Source organism: Trebonia kvetii (assembly GCF_007827045.1).
Classification (GTDB): Bacteria; Actinomycetota; Actinomycetes; order Streptosporangiales; family Streptosporangiaceae; genus Trebonia; species Trebonia kvetii.
This window is the reverse complement of sequence record NZ_RPFW01000004.1, coordinates 609,938-623,850: the sequence shown is the minus strand read 5'-3', so window position 1 is coordinate 623,850 and position 13,913 is coordinate 609,938. Positions and strand designations below refer to the sequence as shown.

Here is a 13,913-nt window from a genome sequence, read left to right as displayed (position 1 = left end):
GGTCCCCGGTCACGGCGCCACCAGCAGTCGTGCTCACGCTAACGACGGTACCGTGCTCTCCGGAATTTCCGTGTCCTCATCATGGTCCCGCTCGTCCGCGCCGGCTTCCTTGGTCTCGTCTGGCTCACTCCGGATGCGGCGCGCCGCCAGGCTGTCCTTGCCCCGCGCGTCGAGGTCGGCGAGCAGGATGGCGATCGCCTCGCGCACCAGGCGCCCTCTGTCCACCACGAATCCGAAGCGGCGCAGCTTCAGCCGGGCATGCTCCAAGTCAAGTAGTTCGCCGGCCGACAGGTAGACGGTGATCTTCTGGTCGTGCCTTTCCCTGCCCGTCGCCTGGCGTTCATCGGAGGTTTCTGGCAGCGGCACCGCGGGGCGCAACAGCTCCGCTACGCCGGGCATTACGCCCCGGCGCGACCGTCCCCGTCCTGCTGCCACCGGTCGAGTACCTCCTTGGCGAGTTCACGATAGGAACTAGCCCCCATCGATGACGTGTCGAACGTCGTGATGGGCTCACCAGCAACGGTAGCGTCCGGGAAGCGCACGGTGCGGTTAATTACCGTATGGAAAACTTTGTCACCAAAGCCGTTCACTATCGAGCCGAGCACTTCCCTGGTGTGCAAAGTGCGCGAATCGTACATGGTGCCGAGCAGGCCGTCGATCTTGAGGTCGGGGTTGAGCCGCTGCTGCACCTTGGCGATGGTCTCCATCAGCAGCGCCACGCCGCGCATCGCGAAGTACTCGCACTCCAGGGGGATGAGCACGCTATCAGCACAGGCGAGGGCGTTGATCGTCAGCAGGCCGAGCGACGGCTGACAGTCGATCATGATGTAGTCGTAGTCGGGCACGACCTCCTTGAGCGCGCCGCCCAGGATGAACTCCCTGCCGACCTCGTGAACGAGCTGGACCTCCGCGCCCGACAGGTCGATGTTCGACGGCAGCAGGTCCAGGTTGGCCACGCCGGTCTCGAAGATGACATCGCTGGCCTTGACGCCCCGCTCCATCAGCACGTTGTAGACCGTGGAGTCGATGTCGTGCGGCTGGATGCCGAGCCCGACGGAAAGCGCGCCCTGTGGGTCGAAGTCCACGAGCAGCATCTTGCGGCCCTGCTCGGCGAGCGCGGCGCCCAGGTTGATGGTCGTGGTGGTCTTGCCGACGCCGCCCTTCTGGTTGCAGACCGCCACAATTCGCGCTGGTCCGTGCTGGGTAAGCGGCTTTGGCTCGGGGAAGGCAGGGAAGGGACGGCCGGTGGGACCGATGTCTCCCGGCAGAAGCTCTATTACGCGCGATGCGGCCACCAGTGAAATCCTCCCGGGGCTAGAGGTCGCGAACTGTTCGGGACACTAGGCCCCAGACTCGGCGCTTTCAAGCAGGCGCGCCGCAGGGGGTGCCGCTATCTAGCCAAATGCACGCGGATGCGCGGCGGCGTAGACCTCTCTCAGCTTGTCCACTGTCACCAGAGTGTAGACCTGAGTGGTCGTCACCGAGGCGTGTCCGAGCAACTCCTGGACGACTCGGATATCGGCGCCGCCGTCGAGCAGGTGGGTGGCGAACGAGTGCCTGAGGGTATGCGGTGATACGTCGGATTCGCCGGAACGGGTTGCCGCTTCGCGCAGTATCCCCCACGCGCCCTGGCGGGTGAGCCGGCCTCCCCTGGCGTTCAGGAACACCGCGGGACTCGCCTTCCGCGCGGTGCGCGCGGCGAGAGCGGGGCGGCCGCGGACCAGGTAGGCGTCGAGCGCCGCGACCGCGTAACTGCCGACGGGCACGTACCGCTGCTTGCTCCCCTTGCCCGTCAGCAGCACCGCCGGGTCACGCGCGAGGTGATGGAGGTCGTCCACGTCGAGGCCCGTCGCCTCGGAGATGCGCGCGCCCGTGCCGTAAAGAAACTCGAGCAGGGCGCGGTCCCGCAGCACCCGCGGGTCGGCGTCCGCCGTCGACCCCGCTGCGTCGAGCAGGCGCTCCACCGCGTCGACGCTGATCGCCTTCGGCAGCCGCCTGGCGGGTGCGGGCGGCGTCACCTCGCGCGCCGGGTCGGCCGCGGCGAGGCGGTCGGCGAGCGCGAACGCGTGCAGGCCGCGGACCGCGACGACCGCCCTGCCGATCGAGCTCACCGACAGCGGCGGGTGCTCCTCGTCGCCCGCCGCGAGCGCGGCGCGGAATTCCGCGACGTCGAGCGCGGTGACCTCCGCGATGTCGGTCCTGCCGCGCGCGGCGAGCACAGCGGTGTACCGGCGCAGGTCCCGCCCGTAGGACTCGACCGTGTTGGCCGCGAGGCCGCGCTCAACGACCAGGTGCTCGAGGTACCTGCGCACCCCCTCCGCCACGCTCACCACACCGGGGATCGTAGCCGGTCGCCTCCGCGCTCCGCGCGACATGTCGCGCCGCACGGGACATGCCGCGCTCCGCAGGACATGTCGCGCTTCGCGAATGTTGCTGTTATCCGAGCAGCGCGCTGACGGGTGTGTAGGTCATGCCGTGCGCCTCGGCGACCGGCGCGCAGGTGACTGCGCCGTCGTGGGTGTTCAGGCCAAGGGCGAGCGCCTCGTCGTTGCGCAGCGCATCGCGCCAGCCCCGGTTGGCGATCTCCACCGTGTAGGGCAGGGTCACGTTGGTCAGCGCGTAGGTCGAGGTGTGCGGGACCGCGCCCGGCATGTTCGCCACGCAGTAGAAGATCGAGTCGTGCACCCGGTAGGTCGGATTGTCGTGGGTGGTCGGGCGGGAATCCTCGAAGCAGCCGCCCTGGTCGATGGAGATGTCGACGAGCACCGAGCCCGCCTTCATCCGGGAAACCAGGTCGTTGCTGACCAGTTTGGGCGCCTTCGCGCCGGGGACGAGGACCGCGCCGATCACCAGGTCGGCGTCGATCACGGCCCGCTCGACCTCGTAGGCGCTCGACGCGACCGTCTGGCAGTAGCCCTGGTAGATGGCATCCGCGCCGCGCAGCCGCGCGACGTTCTTGTCCAGCAGCAGCACCTCGGCCTGCATGCCGAGCGCGATCGTCGCCGAGCTCATCCCCGCGATGCCCGCGCCGAGCACGACCACCTTCGCCGCGTACACCCCGGTCACGCCGCCCATCAGCACGCCGCGGCCGCCGCCGTCGCGCTGCAGGTGGTGCGCGCCCACCTGCGGCGCCATCCGGCCCGCCACCTCCGACATGGGCGCCAGCAGCGGCAGCGAGCCGTCGCCGAGCTGCACGGTCTCGTAGGCGATCGCGGTGACGCGGCTGGTCAGCAGCGCGTCGGTGCACTCCTTGGAGGCGGCCAGGTGCAGGTAGGTGAACAGCACCTGGCCCGCCCGCATCCGCTCGTACTCCTCGGGCACCGGCTCCTTGACCTTGAGCACCAGGTTGGCCGCGCCCCACACATCGTCGGCGGTGGGCAAGATCGCCGCACCAGCCGCGGTGAACTCCTCATCGGGCAGCGAGGACCCCTCGCCCGCGCCCGCCTCGATGACCACCTCGTGACCCGAGCGCACAAGCTCGTGCACCCCCGCAGGCGTGATCGCCACCCGGAACTCGTTGTTCTTGACCTCGCGAGGCACCCCGACCTTCATGAGTCACCGTTCCCGTCAAGCCCCTGGGGTCGGTGGCGGCAGCCGCAAGCGCGGCTACTCCTCCGTCGCGTCCGCGGGGCGAAGCCCTGAAAATCCTTCTGTCGCTGCGATATACCCAGCAAGAACACCTTGGATAGTCGAGCCGTTGTGCAATTTTCCCGCGAGTGCGGCCCGCATCGCCTCCGTCAGCGGGACCCAGGCGGTGCGCAGGAACTTCTCCTCGCCCACCCGCTGATACCCCGATTCCGCGGCGGCCAGCCCGCGGGCCAGGAAGATCCTGATCCGCTCGTTTGTGATCCCCGGCGAGGCGTAGGAGTCGATGAGCACCTGCCACTCGCGTGCGGCGTACCCGGTCTCCTCGAGCAGCTCACGGCGCGCGGTGTCGACGAGCGCCTCGCCCGAGACGTCGCGCAGCCCGGCCGGGATCTCCCACAGCTCCCTGGCCACCGGGTGCCGGTACTGGCGGATCATCAGCACCCGGTCCTGCTCGTCGAGCGCGAGGACCGCGACGGCGCCGATGTGCGTGACCACGGTCCGGTCGGCGTGCTCGCCGTCGGGCAGCCGGACCTTGTCGTTCCTGACCGCGATCAGCCAGTTGCTGAACTGTTCCTCGCTGGCGGCTACCGGCCAGCTGTCCGGGGGGAGATCAGAGACCATGGCCGAAGCCTAGGGCTACGAGGCGGACGCCACAGCGCGGGCCCCGCTCTCGCCGGCCCTGGACCGGGCGAGAGCGGCGGCGATCAGCCCGGAGAACAGCGGGTGCGGGCGGGTCGGCCGTGACAGGAACTCCGGGTGCGCCTGAGTGGCCACGAAGAACGGGTGGACGTCGCGCGGCAGCTCGATGAACTCCACCAGGCGACTGTCCGGCGACAGGCCGGAAAAGACCAGGCCGGCCTCCTCGAGGCGCTCCCGGTAGGCGTTGTTGACCTCGTAGCGGTGCCGGTGCCGCTCGTCCACGGTCGCGGCGCCGCCGTACAGCTCGCTGACGATGGAGCCCGGCGTGAGCTTGGCCGGGTACAGGCCCAGGCGCATGGTGCCGCCCATGTCCCTGTCCCCCGCGACCACGTCCTGCTGGTCGGCCATGGTCGCGATCACCGGGTCGGGTGTCTGCGGGTCGAACTCGGCACTGTTCGCCGCCGCGATGCCCGCCAGGTCCCTGGCGACCTCGATGACCATGCACTGCAGGCCGAGGCAGAGCCCGAGGATCGGGATCTTGTGCTCCCTGGCGTACCTGATGGCGCCGATTTTGCCCTCGATGCCGCGCACGCCGAAGCCGCCGGGGATGAGAATCCCGTCCACGCCGTCGAGCTGGCCCGCGGCGTCGTCGGGGTTCTCGCAGTCGTCGCTCGTCACCCAGCGGATCGTCACCTTGGCATCGTTGCCGAAGCCGCCGGCCTTGAGCGCCTCGGCCGGCGACAGGTACGCGTCGGGCAGGTCCACGTACTTGCCGACCAGGGCGATGGTGATCGAGCGGGCCGGACGGTGCACCCGGCGCAGCAGATCGTCCCAGGCGGACCAGTCGACGTCGTGGAACGGAAGCTGGAGCTTGCGGACGAGATAGGCGTCAAGGCCCTCGCCGTGCAGCACCTTCGGGATGTCGTAGATCGACGGCGCGTCGGGGGTGGAGACCACCGCCTCCTCGTCCACGTCGCACATCAGGCTGATCTTGCGCTTGAGCCCGTCGCTGATCGGCCGGTCCGAGCGCGCCACGATCACATCGGGCTGGATGCCGATGGACCGCAGCGCGGCCACCGAGTGCTGGGTCGGCTTGGTCTTCAGCTCACCGCTCGGCCCGATGTAGGGCAGCAGCGAAACGTGGATGAAGAAGCACCGGTCCCTGCCGATCTCGTGCCTGATCTGGCGGATCGCCTCGAGGAACGGCTGCGACTCGATGTCGCCCACCGTGCCGCCGACCTCGGTGATGACCACGTCCACGTCGGGGCCGGCCATAGCGAGGATGCGGGCCTTGATCTCGTTGGTGATGTGCGGGATGACCTGCACCGTGTCGCCGAGGTACTCGCCCCGCCGTTCCTTCGCGATCACGGTGGAGTAGATCTGGCCGGTGGTGACGTTCGCCTCGCCGGACAGCCTGATGTCCAGGAACCGCTCGTAATGGCCGACGTCGAGGTCGGTCTCCGTGCCGTCGTCCGTCACGAACACCTCGCCGTGCTGGAACGGGTTCATCGTCCCAGGGTCGACGTTGAGGTAGGGGTCGAGCTTTTGCATCTTGACCCGCAGGCCGCGCATCTTCAGCAGGCGGCCGAGGCTGGAGGCGGTGAGGCCCTTGCCAAGGCTCGAGGCGACGCCACCGGTAACAAAGAGGTGCTTGGTCTTGATGGGCCTTTGTGAGGCTAGGCTTGACTGAGTCACTGCAGCGGCCAAGATGAGCTCCCGTGGTCGACGATAAAGCGGAGTAAACCCGCAGGTCCACGGGCCATCAGGATAACACGCGACTGATGGAAACCGCGGGGCGCCCTGGGCGGAGGCCAGCGGTCACGAGCGTTCACCTGCTTGGCGCCGGGCGGGCCTGGCGCAGCTCCTGCTGGCCCTCGCCATGGCCGGGCGCGTGGTCCGCCTCGCCGAACCTGGCCAGCATGACCGCGCTGGCGACCGCGACCGCGAAGCCGATCGCGGCCACCGGCGTGAGCCCCGGACGCGTGGTGTCGCCGAGGAAGATCACGCCGACCGCCGCGGGCGGCAGGGTTTCCGCGAGCACGACGGCCGAGGTGGCGACGGTGACGCTGCCGCCCTCGAGCGCCGTCGCGTAGAAGACGAACGACACGATGCCCGCCGCGGCGACCGCGTACGCGGCGGGGTCGCGCGCCAGGGTGAGCGGCGCGAATCCGTTGAGCACCCGCGCCGCGACGCCGACCGCGCCGAAACCGAAGCCGGCCACCGTGCCGAGGACTAGGGTGCGCGCCGGGTCGCGAAGCACCCGGGCCGCGACGAGTCCGCAAAGGCAGACCACCCCGGTCGCGGCGATCAGCGCGATCTTGAACGCGACACCAGGGTGGCTGGCGCCCTCCGCGCCCGCGGAGGAGCCGAGCAGTCCCACGCCGGCCACCACGCCGGTGACGGCGAGCCATTCGCGCAGCGACAGGGTGACGCCGATGACGACCGTGGCAACGACCGCGATCACCGCCAGGTTGGCCGCCACTATCGCCTGAACCGCGAACAGCGGTAGCCGGCGCAGCGCGACGAGCTGGGCGATGAAGCCGAGCAGGTCGATCAGCACGCTCACCACGAATCGCCACTGGCCGAGCATGCGCGGCACCAGGCCGGGGTCGATCCCGCCGGCGCTCGCCTGGGCGAGCGACCGGTTGCTCGCCTCGCGCACGGCGACGGCCTGCATGACCGACGCGATCCCGTAGCAAAGCGCCGAGACCACCGCGGCGATCAGGCTAATGACCACACACCAAGCCTACCCCGCCCGCCATAAGCCTTCAGCGAGCTATCAGCCCGCCTTCAGCCAGCTCGTCCCTCCGCAAGCTAACGCAGCGCGCTCGCCGGGCGGGCCTCCCAGCTCGTCCATAGCGGGCGGTAGCCCATCCGGTACCAGAACGGGGCGGACAGCGGGTTGACCTGGCTGTGGTGCAGCAGCGTGACCGCGACGCCCATGCCGTCCAGCCTCGCGTGCAGGTTCCTGACCAGGGCGGCGCCGATGCCCGTGCCGCGTTCCTGCCCCTCAACGAACATGGTCTGCAGGTAGGCGGCGGGTGACCTGCTCGTCATGCCGGCGATCCAGCCCGCGTCCTGCGGGGGCTGTGCGACGAGCAGGCCGACGGCGCGCCCGTTGCGCTCGGCGAGCCACGTCCAGCTGACCCCGTGGTCGAGAGCACCACGCTCCAGTGAGCCGTGGATCTCCTCGCGGACCAGCCTGGCGGTGGCCTGGCGCCACACCGGGCCGCCGAAGTGCATGTCGTAGCGGATCAGCCGCAGTTCCAGGTCGAGGATCTGCTCCTCGTCCGCCGGGCCCGCCTCCCTGATCGTGACGCCGTAGGCGCGACGTGGCGCTGGCGGCGGCCCGTTCGGCCTGGTCCTGGCGGCGATCACGGTGAGCGGCTGCAGCCCGTGCCGCAGCAGGGCGCCCACGCCGCCGATGTCCAGGCTCGGCCAGACCACGCTCGCCGACGTGTCGGGGCCGCGGGCGGCGCCGATGCCCGCCAGGTGGTCGCGCCACTGGACGAGCAATTGCCCGGCGGCAACCGCGATGTCCTGTCCCGGCAGCCGCGGCACCAGCGTGAACCGGTCGGCCGCGCCCCAGGTCTGGTTGAGTGACTGGGGCGGAACGTGCTGGTGGACGCAGACGCCGAGCCCGGCGATGCGGCCGTTCTCGCCGTTGACGACCAGCGGTTCGCCGCAGCCGGCCGGCAGCGCCGAGGGGTCGGGCAGCAGCGGGTCGATGGCGTGCCAACGCCGGCCGACGGCGCGGTTGATGTCGCGCACCGCCTCCCGAACCACCCAGGGCATGAACTACCTCCCACGAACGCGCCCGGAGTGCGGCGCCTTCGCGGTGCACTCTACCGCCCGCTAAATCCCTCTTTATGGGGCATCACCGTCATGGTGACATCGCCGTGATGCGGGACGGGTAAACCCGAACCCGTTCGGGATGATCCGGTTAGACGCCAGCGGCTTCCATGCCGCGCAGTTCGCGCTTGAGGTCCTTGATCTCGTCGCGGAGCCGGGCGGCGGCCTCGAACTGCAGCTCCGCCGCGGCGGCGTGCATCTGGTCGGTGAGCTGGCCAATGAGGGCCACCAGGTCGCCGCGTGCCTCGCCTGTGGGTGCGAACGGCTGCTCGCCCGCGCCCTGCGCGGCCGCCCTGGCGCGCGAGGACAGGCCGGGGACCGGGGACTTGCCCCGCGACTGCTGGCGGCCGCCACCGCCGATCAGCTCCTGGGTGTCCGCGTCCTCGCGGATGATCGCGTCGAGGATGTCGGCGATCTTCTTGCGCAGCGGCTGCGGGTCGATGCCGTTGGCCGTGTTGTAGGCGACCTGCTTCTCGCGGCGGCGGTTGGTCTCGTCGATCGCGTGCTGCATCGCGTTGGTGATCTTGTCCGCGTACATGTGGACCTCGCCGTTGATGTTACGGGCGGCGCGGCCGATGGTCTGGATGAGGCTGGTGGGCGAGCGAAGGAAGCCCTCCTTGTCCGCGTCGAGGATCGCCACCAGGGAGACCTCGGGCAGGTCGAGTCCCTCGCGGAGCAGGTTGATGCCGACGAGCACGTCGTACTCGCCAAGCCGCAGCTCGCGCAGCAGCTCGATGCGGCGCAACGTGTCGACCTCGCTGTGCAGGTACCTGGCCCGCACGCCGTTCTCGAGCAGGTAGTCGGTGAGGTCCTCGGACATCTTCTTGGTCAGCGTGGTGACAAGGACGCGCTCGTTGCGCTCGGTGCGCTGCCTGATCTCCTCGAGCAGGTCGTCGATCTGGCCGCGGGTCGGCTTGATGATGACCTGCGGGTCGATGAGGCCGGTGGGCCTGATGACCTGCTCGACCACCTCGCCGGCGACGCGTGTCATCTCGTACGGTCCCGGCGTGGCCGACAGGTAGATCGTCTGGCCGATCCGCTCGCAGAACTCGTCCCAGGTGAGCGGGCGGTTATCGGCGGCGCTCGGCAGCCGGAAGCCGTGCTCGATGAGCATCCGCTTGCGGGACATGTCGCCCTCGTACATCGCGCCGATCTGCGGCACCGTCTGGTGCGACTCGTCGATGACCAGGACGAAGTCCTCGGGGAAGTAGTCGAGCAGCGTGTTCGGCGGAGTGCCAGGGCCGCGGCCGTCGATGTGCCGCGAGTAGTTCTCGATGCCGGAGCAGCTGCCGACCTGGCGCATCATCTCGATGTCGTAGGTGGTGCGCATCCGCAGCCGCTGCGCCTCGAGCAGCTTGCCCTGCCGCTCGAGCTCGCCGAGCCGCTCGGCCAGCTCGGCCTCGATGCCGTTGACGGCCCGTTCCATCCGCTCGTCGCCCGCCACGTAGTGGCTGGCGGGGAAGACGTACAGCTCCTCGTCCTCGCTGACCACCTCGCCGGTCAGCGGGTGCAGCGTGGACAGCCGCTCGACCTCGTCGCCGAACATCTCGATCCGCACCGCGAGCTCCTCGTACTGCGGGATGATCTCGATGGTGTCGCCGCGGACCCGGAACGTGCCGCGGGTGAACGCGATGTCGTTGCGGGTGTACTGCATGCCAACCAGCTTGCGCAGCAGCTGGTCGCGCTCGATCGTGTCGCCGATCTTGACCTTGAGCATCCGGTCGACGTACTCCTGCGGCGTGCCGAGGCCGTAGATGCACGAGACGGAGGCCACGACGATGGTGTCGCGCCTGGTCAGCAGGCTGTTGGTGGCCGAGTGGCGCAGCCGCTCGACCTCGTCGTTGATCGAGGAGTCCTTCTCGATGTAGGTGTCGGTCTGCGGGATGTACGCCTCGGGCTGGTAGTAGTCGTAGTAGGAGACGAAGTACTCGACCGCGTTGTGCGGCAGCATCTCGCGCAGCTCGTTGGCGAACTGGGCGGCGAGCGTCTTGTTCGGCAGCATGACGAGCACCGGGCGCTGTAGCTGCTCGGCCACCCACGCCACCGTCGCCGTCTTGCCGGTGCCCGTCGCGCCCAGCAGGACCGTGTCCTTCTCGCCGTCGCCGATCCGCTCGGCGATCTGCGCGATCGCGGTCGGCTGGTCGCCGGCCGGGGTCATCTCGGTGACGACCTCGAACGGCGCCACCTTCCGCTGCAGGTCGGTTACCGGGCGCATGACGTCATCTCCTCGACTCTGCTAGCCAACTCTGCTCGCCAAACTCTGCCACCGCTTGTTATCGGTGGTTCTCATGCTCGGGACGGCTCGCCTGCCGCGTGTCCCCGGCGGCGGCCCACCATTTCAACTCTACGGTGCGGGTCCGACATTCCGTGGCGGGCGGTGCGGGTGCTTAGATGGCGGATGAGTTCCGAGCCAGCAGGAGGTGCTGACGATCGCCGAGCCATGGCGGCCGGACCGTAGCCTGGCGACCGCCTATCTGTTCCAGACCGCCTTCGACGTGCGGCCAGATACTCAGCCGACGTGAAGCCAGATACTCAGCCGGGGTGTACCTAGCCTCCGGGTTAATTCGGGGTTTAACCCTATCGTCGCGCTTAATCGGCGCCTGACATGCTCGACACATGGGATACGGGGTTATATCGATGTTGCTTGGCGGGGGGCGCCGCCGTGCAGTGCTTTACGGAGGATTCGCGTTGTACGCCGCCGGGGTCGCGCTGTTCAGCGGGCCCGGGCTCGATCACTGGTGGGGGACGTGGGCCGCGGGCGGTTACGCCATCGCCGCGGCGATCACGGCGTGGGGGCGCCCGTGGAGCGGCAGGGCCGCGGTCGCCGTCAGCGTGGCGGGGGCGCTGATCGGTCCGGCCATCTGGCTGATGACGCAAGAGCCGACGCCGCCCGATGTCGCCGTGGTGGCCAGGTCCGGCGTGCTGCTGCTGCACCATGGCAGCCCGTACCTGCCGCTGTCCGGGCTCACCGGCTGGCTCGACTACAACCCGTACTTGCCGGTCATGGCGCTGTTCGGGCTGCCGGGGGCGCTCGGCCTGCCGGGCAAGACCTGGCCGTGGCTGATCGCGGCGACGTTCCTGCTGCTCTACGCCACCTTCCGGGTCACGCTCCGGCCCGGTATGCCGCGGCGGGGGCGCGCGGCGTTCGGCTATGCCGCGTTCTGGCTGGCGTGCCCGGTCATGGCGTTCCCGCTGACGATGGGGATCACCGATCCGCCGGTGATCGCGCTGACCTGCCTGGGGCTCGCGCTGCTCGCCCGGGGCACCGGCGCGCGGGAGGGCCGCGGGTGGGAAGCGGGCGGGTTCACGGGTCGGGAGCTCGCGGGTCGCGGGCTCACGGGTCGCGGGCTCGCGGGTCGCGGGTGGAATCGTGACTTCGCGGCGGCCGCGCTGGTTCTCGGCGTGGCGTGCGCGATGAAGTACACCGCCTGGCCGGCGCTCGTCATCGTCGCGGTCATGGTCGCCGCCCGCGACGGATGGCGCGCCGCGGTCAGGTTCACCGCCGTGGTGCTCGCGGCCGCCGCCGCGCTCGTCGCGGCGCTCGCGCCCGCCGCGCTCGGCAATCCGGCCTCGCTGCTGCGGAACACGGTGGACTACCCGCTCGGCTTGACCGGGGCCACGTCACCCGCGGCGAGCCCGCTGCCCGGCCACCTGCTCGCCACGCTCGGTTCCGGCGGGCACCTGGCCGCGCTGCTGCTGCTCGCCGCGGCCGGGATCGCCATCGCCGCCTCGCTGGTGGTCGCGCCGCCGGCCACGCCCGCGGCCGCCGCCCGGCGGGTCGCCATCGGGCTGACAGCGCTGTTCCTGCTGGCGCCCGCGACGCGCTTCGGTTACTTCATCTACCCGATCTCGCTGTACGCGTGGGCGATGCTCGCCGACCGGCAGCGCGGGACGGGCCCGCGGGATTCCGGCGACCAGTGGAGCCTCGGCCGGGTCACCGGGCGGCTGCCCGCCAGGTACGAGCGCCGGCTGCATCGCGTCATCGGCCACAGCGACGGGTGGGACGCCCGCCAGATGCCGGACCCCGTCACCTAGCCGAGGCAGGTCGGTCAGCCGCGGCCGGGCAACTGGCCGATCCCGGCGACGCCGACGGCGACGGCCGGCGCGGGCGGAAACGCTCCGCACCGGCCGCTGCGCGCGCTTGAACCTGACACGGTGTCACCCCCTACAGTTCAAACCGATGAGCAACGACGAGACCAATTCGGTCACCGCCTCCTGGAGCGTCGGGCAACTGGCCCGCGCCACCGGCCTTTCCGTGCGCGTGCTGCGGCACTGGGAGGAGATGGGCGTCGTCGCACCGGACCGAACCGCCGGCGGGCAGCGGAGGTACGGCCCGGCCCAGGTCACCCGGCTCTACCGGGCAGTGGCGCTGCGCCGCGCCGGCTTCGGGCTCGGGCAGATCGCCGCGCTGCTGGCCGAGCGGGACCCGGATCCGGCCGCGACGCTGCGGACGCACCTGGCCCAGCTCGAGGAGGACCTGCGCCGCCGAGGTGAACTGCGGGACCGGCTCGCGGCGGCGCTGCGCGCCTACGACGGTAACCACGACAGCACCGACGGCGGCACTGCCGCCGCGCTCATGAAGGTGATCGAGACGATGACGATGTTCGAGCAGTACGTGCACGGCTACCAGGCCCAGGAGAACCTGCGGCTGCATGACCAGGCGAGCACCCTCGTCGACCTGCTGCACGACGGCACCTGCTATCCAGATGGCAGCCGGGTGCTCGAGGCGGGCTGCGGCGTGGGCGCGCAGACCGTGACGCTCGGCAGCCGCAGCCCGGGCGCCCAGCTGACCTCAATCGATAAGTCAGCGGCGTCGCTCGACGAGGCCCGCGCGCGAGTGCGCGCGGCGGGCATCACGAACGTCACCTTCCGTGAGGTCGACGTGTTCTCGCTACCGCGCTCCGACGGCGAGCTCGGGGCGGGCACGTTCGACCACGTCTTCGTCTGCTTCCTGCTCGAGCACCTGGACCGGCCGGCGGAGGCGCTCGTCAGGCTGCGCGCCATGCTCAGGCCCGGCGGCACGATCACGGTCATCGAGGGCGACCATGGCTCGGCCTACTTCCATCCGGACAGCGAGGCGGCCCGCGACGCGATCGGCTGTCAGGTCACGCTGCAGCGACACGCGGGCGGCGACGCGATGATCGGGCGGCGGCTGTACCCGCTGCTCGCCGCGGCCGGTTACCGCGATGTCGCCGTGTCGCCGCGCGTCGTCTACGCCGACGGCGGCAATCCGGCGCTCGCCGACGGTTTCATCCGCAAGACCTTCACCGCGATGATTGAGGGTGTCCGGGAGCCCGCGGTGGCCGGCGGCCTCATCGAGCCCGCGCGCTTCGACGAGGGGATCAGGGACCTGTACCGTACCGCCGAGGACGACGGCGTGTTCTGCTACACGTTCTTCAAGGGTGTCGCCGTCGCCCCGGCGCACGCCGAGCGCTGAGCCTGACCGTGCGCGCGGGCGTCCGCCGATGAGACGTCGCGCGGAGGGCCGGGAGCGTACGGTGTCCGCACCGGCCGTCCCGATCCGGCCCCGATTGTCGTGGTTCGGCGTCGGCCGGCCAGTGAGGAAGTGGTCCATGCTCGACGGACTGACCTACGACGACAGCGAGCCCCCGTCGATCACCATGGTCCCGGCGGGTGTCTCGTGGGACGAGGTGTGCGATCACATCAAGATCGCGCACGATTTCATGCTCGTGCCGGGCGACGGCAGCTACGCGGGCGCCTACTGGACAGGGACCGCGATGGTCGTGCTCGACGGCCTTGGCGCCGACCAGGACGAGGCGCTCGCCGAGTTCCGCGACCAGCTCGGCGAGCGCGGCGAGCGCTGATCCGGCCGG

12 protein-coding genes are annotated in these 13,913 nt (G+C 70.2%); 3 read left to right on the top strand and 9 right to left on the bottom strand.

What is annotated here, in order from left to right; all coding sequences use genetic code 11:
- Nucleotides 1–33 precede the first annotated feature (33 nt).
- From EAS64_RS22775 to uvrB, 9 genes are all read right to left on the bottom strand, one after another.
- Nucleotides 34–399 (bottom strand): hypothetical protein, encoded by a 366-nt coding sequence (locus tag EAS64_RS22775; RefSeq protein ID WP_187366108.1) that lies wholly within the window; start codon nt 397–399, stop codon nt 34–36.
- A complete protein-coding gene (locus EAS64_RS22770) occupies nt 399–1,277 on the bottom strand; it encodes a ParA family protein (RefSeq protein WP_281283313.1) in 879 nt (292 codons plus the stop codon). Before EAS64_RS22770 ends, EAS64_RS22775 begins: the two co-directional genes overlap by 1 nt.
- Before the next feature lie 117 nt (nt 1,278–1,394).
- Entirely contained in the window at nt 1,395–2,375 is a 981-nt protein-coding gene (locus tag EAS64_RS22765; RefSeq protein ID WP_145856682.1) for a site-specific tyrosine recombinase XerD, read from the bottom strand.
- 61 nt (nt 2,376–2,436) lie between these two features.
- Nucleotides 2,437–3,552 (bottom strand): alanine dehydrogenase, encoded by a 1,116-nt coding sequence (gene ald, locus EAS64_RS22760; protein ID WP_145855839.1) that lies wholly within the window; start codon nt 3,550–3,552, stop codon nt 2,437–2,439.
- A 54-nt stretch (nt 3,553–3,606) separates the two neighbouring features.
- Nucleotides 3,607–4,209 (bottom strand): NUDIX domain-containing protein, encoded by a 603-nt coding sequence (locus tag EAS64_RS22755; RefSeq protein WP_145855838.1) that lies wholly within the window; start codon nt 4,207–4,209, stop codon nt 3,607–3,609.
- A gap of 15 nt (nt 4,210–4,224) precedes the next feature.
- Nucleotides 4,225–5,934 carry a CTP synthase gene (pyrG, locus tag EAS64_RS22750; protein WP_281283301.1) on the bottom strand — a complete coding sequence of 570 codons (1,710 nt, stop codon included), beginning with the start codon at nt 5,932–5,934 and terminating at the stop codon, nt 4,225–4,227.
- A gap of 121 nt (nt 5,935–6,055) precedes the next feature.
- Entirely contained in the window at nt 6,056–6,964 is a 909-nt protein-coding gene (locus tag EAS64_RS22745) for a DMT family protein (protein ID WP_145855836.1), read from the bottom strand.
- Between the two features lie 77 nt (nt 6,965–7,041).
- The gene (locus tag EAS64_RS22740) at nt 7,042–8,022 is read right to left on the bottom strand and encodes a GNAT family N-acetyltransferase (RefSeq protein WP_145855834.1); all 981 of its coding nucleotides are present in this window, start codon (nt 8,020–8,022) and stop codon (nt 7,042–7,044) included.
- 148 nt (nt 8,023–8,170) lie between these two features.
- Nucleotides 8,171–10,294, bottom strand: coding sequence for an excinuclease ABC subunit UvrB (gene uvrB, locus EAS64_RS22735; RefSeq protein ID WP_145855832.1), 2,124 nt, complete (start codon nt 10,292–10,294; stop codon nt 8,171–8,173).
- A gap of 401 nt (nt 10,295–10,695) precedes the next feature.
- On the opposite strand from uvrB, the gene EAS64_RS22730 reads away from it, so the two are divergent.
- The 3 genes from EAS64_RS22730 to EAS64_RS22720 all read left to right on the top strand — a co-directional run bounded on the left by EAS64_RS22730 (nt 10,696) and on the right by EAS64_RS22720 (nt 13,904).
- Nucleotides 10,696–12,114 carry a glycosyltransferase 87 family protein gene (locus EAS64_RS22730; protein WP_145855830.1) on the top strand — a complete coding sequence of 473 codons (1,419 nt, stop codon included), beginning with the start codon at nt 10,696–10,698 and terminating at the stop codon, nt 12,112–12,114.
- 145 nt (nt 12,115–12,259) lie between these two features.
- Nucleotides 12,260–13,516, top strand: coding sequence for a methyltransferase (locus EAS64_RS22725; protein ID WP_145855828.1), 1,257 nt, complete (start codon nt 12,260–12,262; stop codon nt 13,514–13,516).
- A gap of 136 nt (nt 13,517–13,652) precedes the next feature.
- Nucleotides 13,653–13,904 (top strand): hypothetical protein, encoded by a 252-nt coding sequence (locus tag EAS64_RS22720; protein WP_145855826.1) that lies wholly within the window; start codon nt 13,653–13,655, stop codon nt 13,902–13,904.
- The last annotated feature ends 9 nt before the right edge of the window (nt 13,905–13,913 follow it).

Coding starts and splice junctions, on each gene's coding strand:
- uvrB (WP_145855832.1), bottom strand. CDS start 10,294: ATGCGCCCGGTAACCGACCTGCAGCGGAAGGTGGCGCCGTTCGAGGTC.
- ald (WP_145855839.1), bottom strand. CDS start 3,552: ATGAAGGTCGGGGTGCCTCGCGAGGTCAAGAACAACGAGTTCCGGGTG.
- EAS64_RS22725 (WP_145855828.1), top strand. CDS start 12,260: ATGAGCAACGACGAGACCAATTCGGTCACCGCCTCCTGGAGCGTCGGG.
- EAS64_RS22720 (WP_145855826.1), top strand. CDS start 13,653: ATGCTCGACGGACTGACCTACGACGACAGCGAGCCCCCGTCGATCACC.
- EAS64_RS22740 (WP_145855834.1), bottom strand. CDS start 8,022: ATGCCCTGGGTGGTTCGGGAGGCGGTGCGCGACATCAACCGCGCCGTC.
- EAS64_RS22755 (WP_145855838.1), bottom strand. CDS start 4,209: ATGGTCTCTGATCTCCCCCCGGACAGCTGGCCGGTAGCCGCCAGCGAG.
- EAS64_RS22730 (WP_145855830.1), top strand. CDS start 10,696: ATGGGATACGGGGTTATATCGATGTTGCTTGGCGGGGGGCGCCGCCGT.
- EAS64_RS22775 (WP_187366108.1), bottom strand. CDS start 399: ATGCCCGGCGTAGCGGAGCTGTTGCGCCCCGCGGTGCCGCTGCCAGAA.
- EAS64_RS22765 (WP_145856682.1), bottom strand. CDS start 2,375: ATGTCGCGCGGAGCGCGGAGGCGACCGGCTACGATCCCCGGTGTGGTG.